This is a genomic window from Latilactobacillus sp. VITA-14 (genome assembly GCF_046580785.1).
Lineage (GTDB): Bacteria > Bacillota > Bacilli > Lactobacillales > Lactobacillaceae > Latilactobacillus > Latilactobacillus curvatus.
This window is the reverse complement of sequence record NZ_JBJKTM010000030.1, coordinates 1-15,441: the sequence shown is the minus strand read 5'-3', so window position 1 is coordinate 15,441 and position 15,441 is coordinate 1. Positions and strand designations below refer to the sequence as shown.

The 15,441-nt window shown below is 41.7% G+C and carries 19 protein-coding genes and 1 rRNA gene; 7 read left to right on the top strand and 13 right to left on the bottom strand.

From position 1 onward, the window contains the following. Window positions 1-112 precede the first annotated feature (112 nt). From ACF1X7_RS09525 to ACF1X7_RS09510, 4 genes are read right to left on the bottom strand one after another with little or no spacing between them, the layout of a single operon-like run. A complete protein-coding gene (locus ACF1X7_RS09525) occupies window positions 113-535 on the bottom strand; it encodes a hypothetical protein (RefSeq protein ID WP_069468517.1) in 423 nt (140 codons plus the stop codon). Window positions 536-552: 17 nt separating this feature from the next. Continuing rightward, window positions 553-1,374, bottom strand: a complete 822-nt coding sequence (locus tag ACF1X7_RS09520; RefSeq protein WP_039099230.1) for a DUF6681 family protein — start codon at window positions 1,372-1,374, stop codon at window positions 553-555. A 36-nt stretch (window positions 1,375-1,410) separates the two neighbouring features. Then, window positions 1,411-1,845 (bottom strand): hypothetical protein, encoded by a 435-nt coding sequence (locus tag ACF1X7_RS09515; protein WP_039099229.1) that lies wholly within the window; start codon window positions 1,843-1,845, stop codon window positions 1,411-1,413. An 18-nt stretch (window positions 1,846-1,863) separates the two neighbouring features. After that, entirely contained in the window at window positions 1,864-2,286 is a 423-nt protein-coding gene (locus ACF1X7_RS09510; RefSeq protein WP_004266005.1) for a Fur family transcriptional regulator, read from the bottom strand. 308 nt (window positions 2,287-2,594) lie between these two features. Here ACF1X7_RS09510 and ACF1X7_RS09505 point away from each other — a divergent pair, with 308 nt between their 5' ends. Beyond that, complete coding sequence (locus ACF1X7_RS09505) at window positions 2,595-2,783, top strand: hypothetical protein (RefSeq protein ID WP_039099228.1); 189 nt, start codon at window positions 2,595-2,597, stop codon at window positions 2,781-2,783. 68 nt (window positions 2,784-2,851) lie between these two features. On the opposite strand, the gene ACF1X7_RS09500 is transcribed toward ACF1X7_RS09505, so the two are convergent. From ACF1X7_RS09500 to ACF1X7_RS09490, 3 genes are all read right to left on the bottom strand, one after another. After that, window positions 2,852-3,412: a guanylate kinase gene (locus tag ACF1X7_RS09500; RefSeq protein ID WP_039099227.1), complete on the bottom strand. Its 561-nt coding sequence runs from the start codon at window positions 3,410-3,412 to the stop codon at window positions 2,852-2,854. Between the two features lie 95 nt (window positions 3,413-3,507). After that, entirely contained in the window at window positions 3,508-4,695 is a 1,188-nt protein-coding gene (locus ACF1X7_RS09495; RefSeq protein ID WP_081326630.1) for a C40 family peptidase, read from the bottom strand. A 136-nt stretch (window positions 4,696-4,831) separates the two neighbouring features. Then, window positions 4,832-5,011: a hypothetical protein gene (locus tag ACF1X7_RS09490; protein ID WP_004266068.1), complete on the bottom strand. Its 180-nt coding sequence runs from the start codon at window positions 5,009-5,011 to the stop codon at window positions 4,832-4,834. A gap of 91 nt (window positions 5,012-5,102) precedes the next feature. On the opposite strand from ACF1X7_RS09490, the gene ACF1X7_RS09485 reads away from it, so the two are divergent. From ACF1X7_RS09485 to ACF1X7_RS09475, 3 genes are all read left to right on the top strand, one after another. Continuing rightward, window positions 5,103-5,597 (top strand): peroxiredoxin, encoded by a 495-nt coding sequence (locus ACF1X7_RS09485; protein ID WP_004266024.1) that lies wholly within the window; start codon window positions 5,103-5,105, stop codon window positions 5,595-5,597. A 177-nt stretch (window positions 5,598-5,774) separates the two neighbouring features. After that, window positions 5,775-6,257 (top strand): MarR family winged helix-turn-helix transcriptional regulator, encoded by a 483-nt coding sequence (locus tag ACF1X7_RS09480; RefSeq protein ID WP_039099226.1) that lies wholly within the window; start codon window positions 5,775-5,777, stop codon window positions 6,255-6,257. A 17-nt stretch (window positions 6,258-6,274) separates the two neighbouring features. Next, complete coding sequence (locus ACF1X7_RS09475; protein WP_039099225.1) at window positions 6,275-6,868, top strand: VanZ family protein; 594 nt, start codon at window positions 6,275-6,277, stop codon at window positions 6,866-6,868. A gap of 21 nt (window positions 6,869-6,889) precedes the next feature. Here ACF1X7_RS09475 and ACF1X7_RS09470 read toward each other — a convergent pair whose 3' ends face one another. Both ACF1X7_RS09470 and ACF1X7_RS09465 read right to left on the bottom strand, forming a co-directional pair. Then, on the bottom strand, window positions 6,890-8,068 hold the full coding sequence (locus ACF1X7_RS09470) for a serine hydrolase domain-containing protein (RefSeq protein ID WP_039099224.1): 1,179 nt from the start codon (window positions 8,066-8,068) through the stop codon (window positions 6,890-6,892). A gap of 4 nt (window positions 8,069-8,072) precedes the next feature. After that, the gene (locus ACF1X7_RS09465) at window positions 8,073-8,750 is read right to left on the bottom strand and encodes a 2,3-bisphosphoglycerate-dependent phosphoglycerate mutase (protein ID WP_039099223.1); all 678 of its coding nucleotides are present in this window, start codon (window positions 8,748-8,750) and stop codon (window positions 8,073-8,075) included. Between the two features lie 168 nt (window positions 8,751-8,918). On the opposite strand from ACF1X7_RS09465, the gene lepB reads away from it, so the two are divergent. Continuing rightward, window positions 8,919-9,530 carry a signal peptidase I gene (gene lepB, locus ACF1X7_RS09460; protein ID WP_146955140.1) on the top strand — a complete coding sequence of 204 codons (612 nt, stop codon included), beginning with the start codon at window positions 8,919-8,921 and terminating at the stop codon, window positions 9,528-9,530. Window positions 9,531-9,580: 50 nt separating this feature from the next. On the opposite strand, the gene ACF1X7_RS09455 is transcribed toward lepB, so the two are convergent. Next, window positions 9,581-11,107, bottom strand: a complete 1,527-nt coding sequence (locus ACF1X7_RS09455; protein ID WP_064776780.1) for a YfcC family protein — start codon at window positions 11,105-11,107, stop codon at window positions 9,581-9,583. A gap of 179 nt (window positions 11,108-11,286) precedes the next feature. Here ACF1X7_RS09455 and ACF1X7_RS09450 point away from each other — a divergent pair, with 179 nt between their 5' ends. Next, complete coding sequence (locus ACF1X7_RS09450) at window positions 11,287-12,510, top strand: MFS transporter (protein WP_064776779.1); 1,224 nt, start codon at window positions 11,287-11,289, stop codon at window positions 12,508-12,510. 42 nt (window positions 12,511-12,552) lie between these two features. Here the strand turns inward: ACF1X7_RS09450 and ACF1X7_RS09445 are convergent, their stop codons facing one another. Then, entirely contained in the window at window positions 12,553-13,389 is an 837-nt protein-coding gene (locus ACF1X7_RS09445) for a YitT family protein (RefSeq protein ID WP_411162717.1), read from the bottom strand. A 74-nt stretch (window positions 13,390-13,463) separates the two neighbouring features. Further along, window positions 13,464-13,946, bottom strand: coding sequence for a DUF1697 domain-containing protein (locus ACF1X7_RS09440; RefSeq protein WP_064776778.1), 483 nt, complete (start codon window positions 13,944-13,946; stop codon window positions 13,464-13,466). Between the two features lie 182 nt (window positions 13,947-14,128). On the opposite strand from ACF1X7_RS09440, the gene ACF1X7_RS09435 reads away from it, so the two are divergent. Beyond that, complete coding sequence (locus ACF1X7_RS09435; protein ID WP_064776777.1) at window positions 14,129-15,055, top strand: DMT family transporter; 927 nt, start codon at window positions 14,129-14,131, stop codon at window positions 15,053-15,055. Window positions 15,056-15,295: 240 nt separating this feature from the next. On the opposite strand, the gene rrf is transcribed toward ACF1X7_RS09435, so the two are convergent. After that, window positions 15,296-15,412 (bottom strand): 5S ribosomal RNA (rrf, locus tag ACF1X7_RS09430). Window positions 15,413-15,441 lie beyond the last annotated feature (29 nt).

Sequence of the window (15,441 nt, the reverse complement as noted above, 5' to 3'; positions counted from 1 at the left end):
TTGTGCTAGTGCGCCACGTTGAAAACGTGATAAAGTAGATGTACCCAAAGTAATCACTCCCTATATTGGTTGGAATTAGCTACTACCATTGTAAGTGATTGCTTTGGGCTTTTTAATTTCTGTTCGGATTAATTATAGAATTTGCCAGTTCATAGAATTTCGTGGTCCCGATAAAGAGCGCATCGCAAAAGTCGGCTGTTTCATTTTTTTCAGGGTGCAGCAAGCTAAACTCTAACATCTTAAAGAGGTTTGATTGCTTTAGATAGTCTAAACGAACCTTCCGGACAACCCCCTCGTCGATGTTTTGGCTTTCAAATACTCCGTCGGCATTGACCTTCAAATGACTTGTAGGGCTAATCACTGCTAAATCAGCATTAATCCCTTCGACATACTGCGTTATTTTAAATTTAGAAATCCCCAATAATTTCATGGCTCTTGGTACTGTTAAGTAATAATTGCCGTTATCCGCTACTAATTCTAGTAGGTAGTATTGGTAACGATAATTGACATCTAAGAATTCGTTATGAATCTCCACCTATTTTCCTCCACTGACTACTTTGTTCGTTCTTGGTACGCAATCTGAACCACTAATTGATAGGGATCATTGCCTTCAACCACACCACTACGCCCGGCCATCTTGTTCGGGCCACCCGTAATCCAAGTATGGGCGACTGCAAGTTGATAATCTTGGGCTAGGTCTTGGATTGGGGTTAAGCCAACCGTCGTAATCTGCGCTAACGGTTGTTTGGCAATGGCGTTAATCCCCCCATAGAGCACCCAACGATCTGCTTCTTGTTTCATTTCATAAAACGGTAAAGCAACTTGATTCCCAATCGCATAAATTGGTCGCTGCAATTGTTGCGCTTGTTCATATATATCATTATCACTTAAGCTTGCGTAATTCAAGCTAAGATAGCCAGATTCAATCAGTTCGTTAATCAAGGATCCTAAACGTTGGGTTTGTTCCGCGTCCATTGTCAGTTGCGCGGGCAAGAGATTTTGTTCTTCAAATAAGCCAGTGGCCGGTTGAATTTGTGAGATCACTTGCGTTTTGGCGGTTACCCCATTTAGTGGATGTGGCGCGTTTGGATCACCACCCAGCGCTTTTTCAACATACGGTGAAATATCGATGACCGCATTTTTACCCCGATAATAGAAATACAGGTTCATCACTGCAAAATAGAATAACACCAAAAAGACGAGGAGGTTAATCACACCTCGTCCAACCGCTTGAGCTTTAAAGTAGGTCACACTCTTATATAGAAGATAAAAGTCACCAATTAAACAAATAACTGAAAAAAGGCGATTTTTAACGCGACCATTAATATTTAAGTAACCGAAATAATGGTTAATAATGTCTAAAAAAGTTAACACGATAAATGTCCCCCTTATTGCGCGTAAAACAAATTATTACTGCGTAGCAGTGGCACTGCTACTACTTGAAACCACTTTAGCGCTACTACTTGTGTTAGCAGAGCTACTGCTTGCCGTGGTCGTGTTAGCTGACTCATCATTTTGTGGTGTTGTTGTCTGCTCATCATCAGATGATTGTGAGTTGGCATCCGTATCCGTCCGATCCTGACTTGAAACAGCCTTAGAAGAGGAATTAACGGTTGATTCAGAGGTCGATGAGGATTCCGATTCAGACTCAGATTCTGGTTCTGATGTATTCATGCTGCTGGTTGAACCTGTGGTTGCACTACTACTTGAAACAAATGACGACTGCTCTGTCTTGGTGTTTTCAACAGGTTTAACCGTATTTGCCACAATGTTGGTCGCACTCATTGCGATAATTAACGAAATAATGGCGGCTGGTGGAATAATGGGTGGTGTGTGATATGCCATTTTAACGCTCCCTTTCTATTATGCTTGGCAGTCTTCACAGAGGCCATAGAGTTCGAACTGATGACCTTCAATTTGACAATTTGGAATTTGCTGACTAAAAAAATCTAACGGACACATTTTCAATTCAATCACTTTGCCACACTGGCGGCAAATAAAGTGATGATGGTGGCGATGTTCAAAATCGCATTGATATTTAACGTGGGCCTGTTCACCCTCTGTTTGTTGTTCTACTAAGCCAAGTTGTTCAAAATCTTTAATGTTGCGATAAATCGTATTGTGACTCATTCCCGGAAAAATGGCGCGCATATGCTCGTCGATTTGAGTCACGGGAATGTAGCGATTTTCATATCCCGATAAATACTGTAGCATCTCTCGGCGTTGCTTGGTAATTTTGTACCCATTTGCGCGTAATACGGCAATGGCAGTGGTTATTTCGCTCATTTAATACATCCGCTCCTCTCGATTAATCGATACGCCATTCTAGCACATGCTTTCTAGGTTGTCAGGCGCTGGCGCTTGTTACTACCAACTTCAATTTAGTTGTTACCCCACACTATTTACCATTATACCCTTAATCCCATAACCGTTAGCTAAGCACAACTAAATTTCACCAAATTTTAATGAATTCGAATACAAAATAGTTGCATTATCTCAGGCTGCGCGTTATGATGTAATTCAGATGATTTTTAAGAAATCGTCTTCATTAGCCTTCTATCAGTATTTATAGTCATTTGAAGGGAGATTTTACGATGGAATTTACTAGTCAAACTAATAATTGGTATCATGTTTCACTTGATACGCAAACTCAAAAATTTATCGCAACTGCAACGAACAATGAAAAAATCAGCGCAAGTGGTATTACAATTGAACAAGCCGTACAAAAACTCAGTTATAAAGTGAAACAAACCAATTCGGTTAACCAACACTTATTTGCATAAGGGTTAACCATACGTTAAAAGGAAGCCTGTCGAACGCGTTCGACAGGCTTCCTTTTTATTTTCAATGATCAATTTTTTAGGGTTGCGATTAATGTTGCTAAGGCTTGCTTAGTTGTTTCCCAGTCATCGTTAACCAACACAGTTGCCCGTTGATTTAAATGACTCGGTAACATCAGATCCCGCTTAAATTCAGCACTTTGAATCCGTTTTTGAATTGCTTCAGGACTATCCTTCCGTTTTTCAAGGCGCGTAATCAACGCATCTGTTTCAGAAACCGTTAAGAACAAGACCGATGCTTCTTCGGGGAACGTCTCTAAATAAGTCTGTGCCCCTTTGGTATCAACAACTAGGCTAATCAGCTGTGCTTTTTGCCACGCCAAATCTAACGCTTCATGTGAAGAGCCATATTGATAGCCAGAATAGCTCACCGATTCAACGAGGTGCTTTTGTGCCAAGGTGTCTGGTGTTTCAAAATAATAATCCACCCCGTCGACTTCATTATGCCGTCTAGGCCGCGTGGTATGGGTAACCACTTGTGGAATTTGAAAGGCCTCTTTTAAATAATGGCTCACCGTTGTTTTGCCACTACCCGTGGCGCCCGTAATGACTAATAGTTGTTTTGTCACTATTCATTCACACTCTTCTATTCAGGATTTAAATAAATAAAAAAGTTTGGCGGCTTAATTTAAGCAGATGCCAAACTTTTTTATTTATTTATCTAATCTTATAAACGACGACCAAAGTCAGGTTTGTAATATTGCATTGACATCGTTGTTACATTTTGGCCTTCTGTTGGTGCGTGAACGTATGAGCCACCACCGATATAGATCCCAACGTGATGTGCTGAACCAACGCCACCCCAGAAAACAAGGTCACCAGGTTGTAATTCTGATAATGACACTTTTGTCCCAACCGTGCTTTGTTCTTGTGATGTCCGTGGTAAGTTAATGCCGGCCATCTTAGCAGCGTACCAAACTAAACCAGAACAATCAAAACCACCAGGTTGTGCGCCACCCCATGCATACGGTGTGCCAATGAATTGTAAGGCATTGCCAACTAATGAACCAGTGTTTGCACCAGATGGCGCAACTGTCGTTGTTTTTGCAGGCGTTGGTGCTGGTGTATTGTCTGAACCTGTTTTAGGTGCAACCGTTGGGGCGATTGTTGCTTTTTCAGTTTCTTTTTTAGCAGCTTCAACAGCGGCTGCTGTTTGAGCATCTAATTGACTTTGTAAGCTAGCAAGCTGTGTCTTATGTCCATCCACTTCTTGTTGGAAACTTGCTTGTTCATTTTCTGCATCTGCTTTAAGTGATGTTAACTGTGCTTGATCTTTTTCTAACTGTGCTTTTGTGTTAACTAAGTTTGCTTTTTTAGTCACTTGTTCTTGTTTTAAAGTAGCTAATTTACTTTCTGAGTTCGCTACGGCGTCCATTGCTTCCTTGTTAGCTTGGTTTAACTTGCCAACAACTGAAGCACGACTGACCATATCTGAGAAACTATCACTATTGACGATGAAGTCAACGTAAACATTTCCAGAAACACTATCCCCAGCACGTTTTTGAAGCGCAATTACTTGTTCTTTTAAAACAGCTTTTCTAGATTGGACTTCAGCTTGAACTTTAACGATTTTTTGAGCCACTTCAGTAATTTCTTTGTCCGTTGATGCAATGTTCTTTTGTGCATCATCAATTGCAACGGTCTTATTTGACACTTGGCTATCGATTGAAGCAACCTTATCTTGTGCAGCACTTAACTTAGCTAATAAAGCCGAGTTTTCAGCACTAAGGTTTGTCATTGATGCTTTTGTATCAGCAACTTCATCGGCACTGACTGCACCAATGCTAACCGCCATTGTTGACCCAATTGTTAAGAATGCTAGTGCACTGAACATTAATCGACTGACTTTTTTCACTGAATGATTCCCCTTTATCATTTTTAAAAATACTTAACTTATGTACGGTTTTCCAACCAAGAACAAGTGTAACATTCAACTATTACAGAAATGTTACAGCTTAGTTACCGTATTAAGTCTAAATCGGGAATTCACGCTACTTGTTAGCGGTTAACGCGGCTTGGATTTTAACCCATTGCTCATGACTTAGCAAAACCGCGGTTTCAGTCCCACTTGCATCGACAATTTCATAAACGAGCGGTTTGACATTGACCTCTTTGATAATTTGGTTCAGCATCTTTTTAGCGTATAAGGCTTGAATTTTTTTACGTAACATTTTCTATACTCCTCGAGCGTGATTAATTGTGTTCTCAGCACAATCAGCTTAGAATAAAAGCATCTTTTATTATGAAATGAGGTTTATGCAAATGCAAATCACAAGACACGATCAACCACTCGATACAATCGGCACACCACCAGCCGTCGGCACACAGTTACCCCAATTTGACCTTAAAAATGCCGCTGGCGAAACGGTGACTTCTGCGCAATTGCTCGGTAAACGGACTTTAATTAGCGTCGTGCCAGACATTGACACCCGTGTTTGCAGCATTCAAACAAAGCATTTTAACCAAGCCGTCGATCAATTCGAAGACGTCCATTTCTACACAATTTCAACAAACACCATCGAACAACAAAATAACTGGTGCGCTGCAGAAGGCGTTAAGAACATGCAACTCCTTTCTGATGAGGCACTCAGTTTCGGGAAAGCAATGCAACTCTACGTTCCAAGCAACAACACGCTTCAACGCTCAATCTTTATTTTGGAAGCAGATGGTACAATTAGCTACACCGAATTAATTATCGAACAAACAGACGAACCAGATTATGCAGCTGCATTAAATTTCTTAAAAGCAGCTCAATAACAACCCCAAAACGATGGTTAGAACTGACTCAGTTTAACCATCGTTTTTTTTTTGCGGTTATTATGTAAGATTATTCACAACACCCTTGATAAAACCTGAGCAATATTGCTCCACCTTATGAAATGACGTATTATACCCGTATTAGCATCTCAAATTAAACTTTATTAAGGAGTCCCCATGACCGAGCTATCTAACGAGCTTTTCCAAACTTTCAATAAGGTGGTTCACCATTATCGCCATTATTATGGCATGCAATTTTCATCCGATCATCGCTCAGTCAGCCAAATTCGCATTCTAAAACGCCTTAATATCGAAAACGGACAAATGCAGGGAGCCCTCGCCGAAAGTCTCGACATTCGGCCTTCATCCCTAACCGAATGCTTGCACAAATTAGAGTCTAAACACTACATTAATCGGCGGCCCGATCATCATGATCGGCGAATCACCCACGTCTTCATTACAGCGGCCGGTCGAGCGGTTTTAAAAGAAGCCCTCGATGGTCGCAATGAATTTACGGAGACTTTATTCGGTAGCCTAACCCCCGACGAACAACAAGCGCTCAACGAACTTCTAAATAAATTAGAAGATACGTTAGCCGACACACAACATTTTGACTTTATGGCTGAATTCACTAAACGCCTCGCCCAAACCAAACTATAATCACTGGAGGAATCGTAATGCGCAAGATACTTGAATATGGTTTAGCCGGTGTGGTCGCCTACCTCATAAGTCGCTACTTCGTGTGGCACATTGTCTTACCAACACTCAACAGTTATCCACGCTTAACCCGGGTTATGGCCCGTTTTCCAGCAACGACGCTTTTTCTGATTCTATTTTTAACCCTTACATTTTGGTTGGGCTGGGTGCAATGGGACCGCCGACAACTATCGCCAATCTATGGTTATCTCGTCTACAGCGTCTATCTGCTCTTATTATTCATTGTCTTATTCACTAAAGCAAACGTCTATCATGCAGTTAGCTTGAACCCGTTCGATTTCATTCAAAAGGATCATAAAACACTGCTCGAAGCCGCACTGAATGTCGTTTACTTCATCCCATTAGGCGGTTTGTACCATTTGAAAGCCTCATTTGTTGAAACGAACATCATAGCGCTCTTAACGATTCTAGGCATTGAGATTCTCCAATTCGCCTTTTATCTAGGGACTTTCGCACTCAGTGACATCCTCTTAAACTGGTTTGGCTGTTTAATTGGGTTTGGCCTTTGGACACTTGCACAACATCATTTTACAGTCCAAACAAAAAGCAGCTAGGCATTAAGCCAAGCTGCTTTTTTAACGATTAAGCGTAATTAACTGCTTATAAAGTTGATTCGTTAGAAGTACGATTGAAGGATTGGCCTTATATTGATTCGATAATAAGACAATTCCTGAACGCCCATCCTGACTCATCTGCAAGCTAGATTCGAATCCAGATTCGACTCCGTGGCTTGTAAAATAATCTTTGTAATTATAAACACCACCCGTATATTCACCAGTAGTCGATGAGCGGAGCGTTTTTAATAACGATTTTTTAAAAACTTTTCCTTGAACAATCGCCTGTTCAGTTCGAAAGAGGCTACTCGTTGTGGCATACATATTTCCGGTCCCTAACTCACGCATATATACGTAACTTGGTTCACTAACTGGCGTGCCATAGCCGTCTTGTTGATAGCCATAAGCAGTCGCTTGTTGGCCGGTCGTTTCATTTGGCATAAAATTAAACGATGTTAATTTAAGGGGTGTTATCAATTGTTTCCACACTAACTCTCGATAGCTTTTATGCGTGACCTGCTCTAAAATTCCTGCCAAAAGAAGGTAATTAACTGGTGAATAATTATGCTGACCAATGTCTTTAACAACCAAATGATCAAGCGCATATTGAATCCGCGCTTGGTCTGATAATTCTTTTTCCGGCGCAGATGATTCAATCAATCCAGAATGCATATCAACCATCATCTTCAGCGTAATTTGATTCGCCGCTTTTATTTGTGGGTAATACCGACTTAACGGTGTTGCTAAATCGATGTTGCCGGCTTGCACCTGTTTCATCAACAACGCAGCCGTTAATGACTTTTGAATCGACGCAATCTGATACGTCGTCTGCGGGGAATTAAGTTGCTTAGTCGCAAAGTTTGCGTAACCTCGGCCACCTTGAAATAACACGCGGTTCCGGCGCACAATTAAAATCGTTCCGCTAAAACTGTTGTCATATAGCAATTGCTGTACAAATTGTTGTTCCTTCGCACTCAAATGATTGATGGTTCGATCATCAATCCCGGCTTCATGACTTTTTACCTTTTGAATGGCTAACTCAAGTTTTGTTGCCTGTAATTGTTGCTGAAGTTGTTTCATTTTTTGTTGGGTTTGTTGAGTTTGGACGGCATATTTTTGCCGTTCATGATAAATCGTGCCGCCAATAATTAGTAGGATGAGCCCTACCAACAGCAGTCCTCTTTTCAATTTGTTGTCCATCCGCTTAGTCCGCTAATCGTCCCTTCTCAATGACTACCATTTGAGCATCGAATCGATAATACAGTGCTTCACCATTTTCAACTTCCACACCATCAATATCGCGATCTGAAATCTGTTCGATCACCTTAATGAGCGCACGCAAAGTAGAACCATGCGCTACAATCAATTGGTCCTGGCCTGCAAGTAATCCTGGCACTACTTGATCTTGCCAATAAGGTAATAGCCGTTGCGTTGCCTGGGCAAGACTCTCCCCGCGTGGCCGACTCATCGGTGGAACTAGTCGATAACGACGGGCCTGCAAAAAAGTCGTCAATAAAGGTGGGACCGCCGTGTAACTACGCCGCCAGCGGGCAACTTGATGCGCACCAAAAATATCCCGCGTCTTTTCCTTATTTAACCCGCGCAATGCCCCATAATGGCGCTCATTTAATCGCCAACTCTTCGTCATTGGAATGGCCAATTGGTCTATTTCATCCAGAATAATGTAACTCGTCAAAATTGCACGCTTTAATAACGAAGTATGCACATGACTAAACTGAATGCCAGTTGCTTGAATTTGTTGCCCAACATGCTGTGCTTGCCTACGCCCAGCAGCCGTTAATGGTACATCAGACCAACCGGTATAAGTATTCAATTGATTGGCTAAACTCTCACCGTGTCGTACAATTACTAAATTCGCCATCCGTTAAACTCACTTTTCCTGTCATTTAAAATAATCTCTTTTAGTATACCACAAACCCTTTCCGCTATTTAAAAAAACATTTAAATAGTTAAGGAACTATACAGCTTTGTTGTCATCTACCAATTAATTGTAGTACAATGAATCTATTGAATTCTAAGGATGTGCGATATGTCAGCTAAAGCAAAAGAATTTTGGAAATCCACTATACAAATCATTTTATTAGCGACCGTGATGGTCGGCATTGCGCAATTACTGCTCAAATTCGTCATTGCCAATGAACAAATTTTCGGGCCGTCAATGCAACCCAACTTTACACAGTATGATCGGGTCATTGCACTACGCCATACGAAACTGAAACGCGGCGACGTCGTTATCGTCAAGGCCCCTGATTCGCCAGGTGAATTCTACATTAAACGAATTGTCGGCATGCCCGGTGAAACTGTTCGCTTCAACAAGGATCAACTCTATATTAATAATAAAAAAACCAGTGAGCCTTATTTAAATGACTATAAAAAAGATCCAACAACCTTCCTAGCCGGGTCAAACTACTTCACACTCAACCCAAAGACTAATAAGCCAAACTTTGATTTAAAGGACGTGCTTGGTCGTTCCACAGTCCCTGCCCACCACTACTTCGTCATGGGTGATAACCGGACTGTTTCAAAGGATAGTCGGTATGAAGAAGTAGGCTTTGTCAGTGATGATTCTAAAGCCTTCAACGGGATTCAAGGCGTTGTCAAACTCCGCTACTGGCCAGTAACGAAATTTAAAGTTTACTAATCACGAAAAAAGGTCCACCACGATTGTGGCGGACCTTTTTTGACCGTTTTTTAAAGATAGACACTAACACCGAGTAAAATAATTGCTAATAGACCAATAATCGCCATTAATGGCCAAACGAATTTTAACCACTTATCAAACGTTACATGGACCATTGCCAGCGAGGCCAAGACCAAACCAGTTGGTGTGATAAACGACATAATGCCTTGTCCCCAGTTATAAGCACTAATAATAACGTCACGATTAACACCGACTACATCAGCCAACGGTGCCATGACGGGCATTGATAGCACCGCTAGACCGGAACTCGACGGAATGAAGAATCCTAGTAGAATGAAAACAAAGAACATCACTGTTGAGAAGATAACACCGCTCATATGGGAAACGCCACTACTTAACCAATACAATAACGTATCACTAATTTGTGCCTGTTCCATAATAATCGTCACGCCGCGTGCTAAAGCAATCACGAGGGCTACACCTAACAGGTCGGAAGCCCCTGCAACGAATTCACTAACAAAATCTTTTTCCGATAATCCGGAAATAAACGCCAAAATGAACGTAATCGCTAAGAATAACGAGGAAATTTCATTAAATAGCCAGCCCCATTCCTTAACGCCAAAGACCATGATGACAAATCCGGCTGCGAAGATTAGTAACATCAATTTCTTACGAAAATCAAACTGGGGAACTTCATTAGCATCACTATTTCCCAGGAAATGTTTTTCCAATTTCTTTTTTTGACTATAAATGAGTGATTGGCTTGGATCACGCTTTACTTTTTCAGCATACCGAATCGTATAAAAAATACAAATGAGTGTGCCTAGAATCAGCATTACAAGCCTTAGTCCCATACCATCTGTAAAGCTAATGCCAGCCGTATTAGAAGCAATCACGACGGAAAACGGGTTCACCGTTGAAGCCATTGTCCCGATTGAACTGCCTAGATAAATCGCCGCAATTGCGACTAGCGCATCGTAGCCAGCTGCCATAAAGATTGGCACTAGAATTGGATAGAATGCAATTGTCTCTTCAGCCAAGCCAAAGGTGGTCCCGCCTAAGGCAATCAAACTCGTTACAATCACGATTAACCAGGCTTCTTTGCCTTTCAAACGTTTCGATAGCGCCGCCATTCCGGCCGAAAATGCACCGGTCTTATTCACAACGCCCACAATCCCACCTAGAATTAAGACAAATGTGATAATATCGATTGTTTCAGATAACCCTTGAATGGGCGCATTCAGAAATTGTTTAATTGCGCCAAATAAGTTTGGTTTATGCTGATTGAGTTTTTGATATGTATTTGGAATCGCAACTGGTTTATACACCGACCCATCCTTAAACTTCGCTAAATCCGTATTAACATGGTATTTCTTCAGTGTTGCTTGTGTCCCAGGTGCTGTCGCTTCATGCCCATTGGGTGCGACCACAGTGAAGTTTTCCTGGGTTGTGTTATATTGTAAACTCGCATATTTTCCGGCTGGTATAAAGTACGTCAAGATCATCACTGCCAGTAAAATAAGTAGAATTACTGTGTAGGCGCTCGGAAAAGTAAAGCGTTTTTTCTTATCAGTCATTCAATAGCCTCCATGACGCCCTCCATCGCTGAAGAGCTATTTTATAAACTCAATTATATCACAAAGGACGCTTGCGCTTTTTCCATAACGCCCTTGCACAGATTACTTTCCTGTGCTAAGATTGGCACCAAGCAAAATAAGGGACGACAGAGAGCGTCCTTTTTGGAGGAAAACTGAATATGAAAACTATTACGGCACACAGCCAACATCGATTAACAAGTTACCAGACTAAGGTGGTCGCCTCAACGACGGCCGGCTTCGGTCTCGAAAACATGGACGTTATGTTCTTGTCTTTCACCCTATCGTCCATCATTGCAGATTTACATCTCAGTGGAACACAGGCGGGATTAATCGCAACGATTACCAATATTGGAATGTTGTTAGGTGGCTTTTTTTTTGGCGTTTTAGCCGACCGCGTTGGACGGATTAAAACATTCACTTACACCATTTTTATCTTTGCTTTTGCGACAGCGGCTATGTCATTTGCCCACACCCTTCCCATGATTTATCTCTGTCGCTTCTTAGCTGGGATCGGTGCTGGTGGCGAATATGGGATTGGCATGACGGTCTTAGCCGAATCTTTCCCTAAGAAACAGCTCGGACGTGTTTCATCCTTCGTGGGTGTCGCAGGTCAACTTGGCTCTGTTGCCGCGGCACTTCTAGCAGCGTGGGTCTTACCACAATTTGGTTGGCATGCACTATTTCTATTCGGCCTATTACCTGTTATCATTACTTTTTTTATCCGCCATCATCTAGTCGAAAGTACAACGTTCACTTCTGAATCAGATCAACCAAAAGGTCAGATTAGCGCTCTTTTTAAAACACGCGAACTAGCTTACCAAACAGTTGCGCTGATGATAATGGCAATCGTCCAAATCGCTGGTTACTTCGGTTTAATGAACTGGTTACCAACCATCATGCAACAACAAATGCACCTCAGTGTGGCTGGTTCATCAACTTGGATGTTAGCGACGATTGCCGGGATGTCAGCAGGCATGTTGACTTTCGGTTGGATTCTAGACCGAATTGGTCCACGGTTTGCTTTTGTCTTATTCCTGATTGCTTCAGCAGCAGGCGTTTACATCTTAACCTTCCCCAATAGCATGGGTGCTTTATTGTTCGTCGGTGCAATTGTCGGCTACTTCTCAAATGGTATGTTTGCAGGCTATGGCGCGATTGTCAGTCGCCTCTACCCATCCGAAGTCCGTGCAACCGCCAATAACGTGATTATGAACGTTGGCCGCTGTATCGGTGGATTTTCGAGCGTGATTATCGGTTGGTTACTTGATCATTATTCGGTGATGACCGTGATGCTCTTCATTTCAACACTCTATATCATCAGCTTGATTATCATGCTCACCATCAATAATTTAAAAGCTGATCGCTACTTTAATCATCAATAACACACAAAAGGGTCGAGACAATTGTCTCGACCCTTTTTAAATTTATAAACTACCGCCGCGTACCTCGGCTACGTTAGCCACAATCGTAAATGCCAAAGGATCAACTTCATGAATTCGATTAATAATGTGTTGATAGGCTTGATTTTCAACAACGAGCATCAACATCTGCTTATTGTCATTAGAATAGCCCCCAGTAACATCAAAAATCGTCACGCCCACATCAGATTCTTCGATTAAATGGGCTTTAATTTCAGGTAATTGGTCGTTGCTCATGACATAGAGGACCTTTTTCCGGTTCAACCCGGTCTCAATATAGTTCATCGTAATCAACGTCAGAATTGATGAACAAGTTGCCAGCATGAACGTCTCAAAACCAGAGACGAACACATTCGCAAAGCAGACTAGTAAATCAACTACCAGCAAACTCAATGCCGGTTTGATATTGAAATATTTTTTGAAAATTAACGGTGGCACTGTTGAGCCACCACTCGAGGCATCAATTCGATATAACAAGGCAATTCCGGCAGCGTAAACAACACTCCCGATAATAATTGCTAATAGTTTGTCTTCCACCACCATCATTTGGGGCGTTAAAGCTAAACAAACTGGTAGCATAAAACTACCAAAGAGAATTCTTAACGTGGTTTTCTTATCAAGTAAGAAGTAAGTAAGTATCAGCATGCCGATGTTAATCACAAACACCACTGTTGATATCTTCCACCCCATCAATTCTTCTAATAAGATCCCCACACCGGTTGCCCCACCGGCTGCTACTTCATGGGGGGCAAAGAAGAGTTGAATCCCAATCGCAATAATTTCGAGAGCAATCAAGATCAACCCCATCTGGATAATCGTCTGTTTCAAATTGGATAAGCGCATCGCGTCCCTCATTTCTTTATTGATTATTACTATAAGTATATATGAATATTAATGAAGATGCGAGTCTAACCACTTCATGCTTCCCGTAGTGCCTGTGCGAGTGCCACTAATTTACGAGCGGTGTTGGCATTCCGAATTGTCAGCCACTGGTATAGGTCCCCTTTAGCAACAGTCGACCACCGCGTCCGACCGAATGTTTTCACGGGTGCACTCAATTCCGCCCCCGTTTTAGGCGCAATCGCCACGATTAAATTATGTTTCACATCTGGCATATTGCCCCACCAAGCTGGTGCGTCCGCAACAGCTTGAATCAACTGGTCAGCTGTGACCACGGCGATATTCACAGAAAAGCCAAAGGTCTCCACCATAATCTGATCACAAGTTGCCGCTAAGGTTGTTAAGCCTGTTTCTGGGGCTTCAAATAACACGTTACCACTATTGATGTATGTTTGCACATTAGTGAATCCAGCCGCTTCATACGCAGTTTTAAGCACGCTCATTTTAACTGGCCGTTTACCACCCACATTAATTCCCCGTAATAACGCAATGTATTGCATCTGAATCCCTCACTTTTTTATTCATCATAACTTAATTAGCTTTTGTTGACCAGTTCGCTTTATCACTGCCATATTTATTATTTTGTGGGGAATAATAATGAAAAAAGTTTTGCAAATAGCATAAATACGCCATTTAGCTTATAATAGTATAGTTGTAAATTTTCAAAAAAGGATGGCGCACAATGAACAATCGAACTCAACCGCAAAACATCGTCAAAGGCATGTTTTGGGCGACTATGGCGTCCGCACTCTGGGGCGTTTCAGGTACTATTTTGGAATTCATCTCGCAAGGACAAAAGATCCCTGCAACTTGGTTCCTATCCGTTAGAACGCTTGGCGCTGGTTTAATTTTATTACTTATCGGGGCAATTAAGTTCAAACAAGATATCTTCTCCATTTTTAAATCAAAACGATTAACGGCTTGGCTAATCGCTTACGCCCTTTTCGGTATCATGGGTAATCAATATACTTTCTTCATGAGTATCCAAACGGGGAATGCAGCAGCGGCGACTATTTTACAATATCTAAGTCCTCTGTTTATCGTTATTGGAACCCTCGCTTTCTTACGTAAGTGGCCAAATCGAATTGATATTATCTCATTCGGAATTGCTTTAATTGGCGTTTTCCTTTCTATTACGAAAGGCAATATCCATACTTTAACAATTCCTTTTAATTCATTAATCTGGGGAATCTTATCCGGTGTAACAGCTGCTTTCTACGTTGTACTACCAAGACCAATCGTTAATGAAAAATCACCAATTTTCGTTTTAGGTTGGGGCATGTTCATCAGTGGTTTACTCTTCAATATCCACCGACCATTCTGGCAAGCACCGCCGCGTTTAAATGCTTCCGGTATTATCGCAATTTTAGCCGTTATTTTGATTGGAACTGTATTCGCATATCTTTGCTTGTTACACAGTTTAAACTTTGCACCATCAACCGTAATCAGTATCGTTGATGCCGTACAACCTGTAATTACATTTATTCTAAGTATCATCTTCTTCCATGCCCGCTTTAGTTGGGTAGAAATGAGTGGTGCAATTCTAGTTATCCTAGCAATCTACATCTTGCAACGTTATCAGGAAACAGAAAATGACGCCTTAGCATAGCAAAAAGCCGTTTAACCATCCCATCCATAAGGGACTGTTAAACGGCTTTTTAATTACGATGCGCTATATTTTACTTAGCTTAATCCTACTCACAGAGGGTTCTTCATAGGCCACGTAAACATCCTGAGTAACACTAAGTATCTCATTAGCTGATAGCTGCAGGTTAATCACTACTCTCTCTTGGAAAAAACTGATGGTAACAAAAAAGGTTAAACCTTTCGGCCCAACCTTTTTATATTTGCGCGGCAACGTCCTATCCTCGCAGGTAGTTTCCCACCAACTACTATTGGCGCTAAGAAGCTTAACTTCTGTGTTCGACATGGGAACAGGTGTATCCTTCTTGCTATCGCCACCACACTATTTTGTGCTTGCGCACTGAGAAGAAC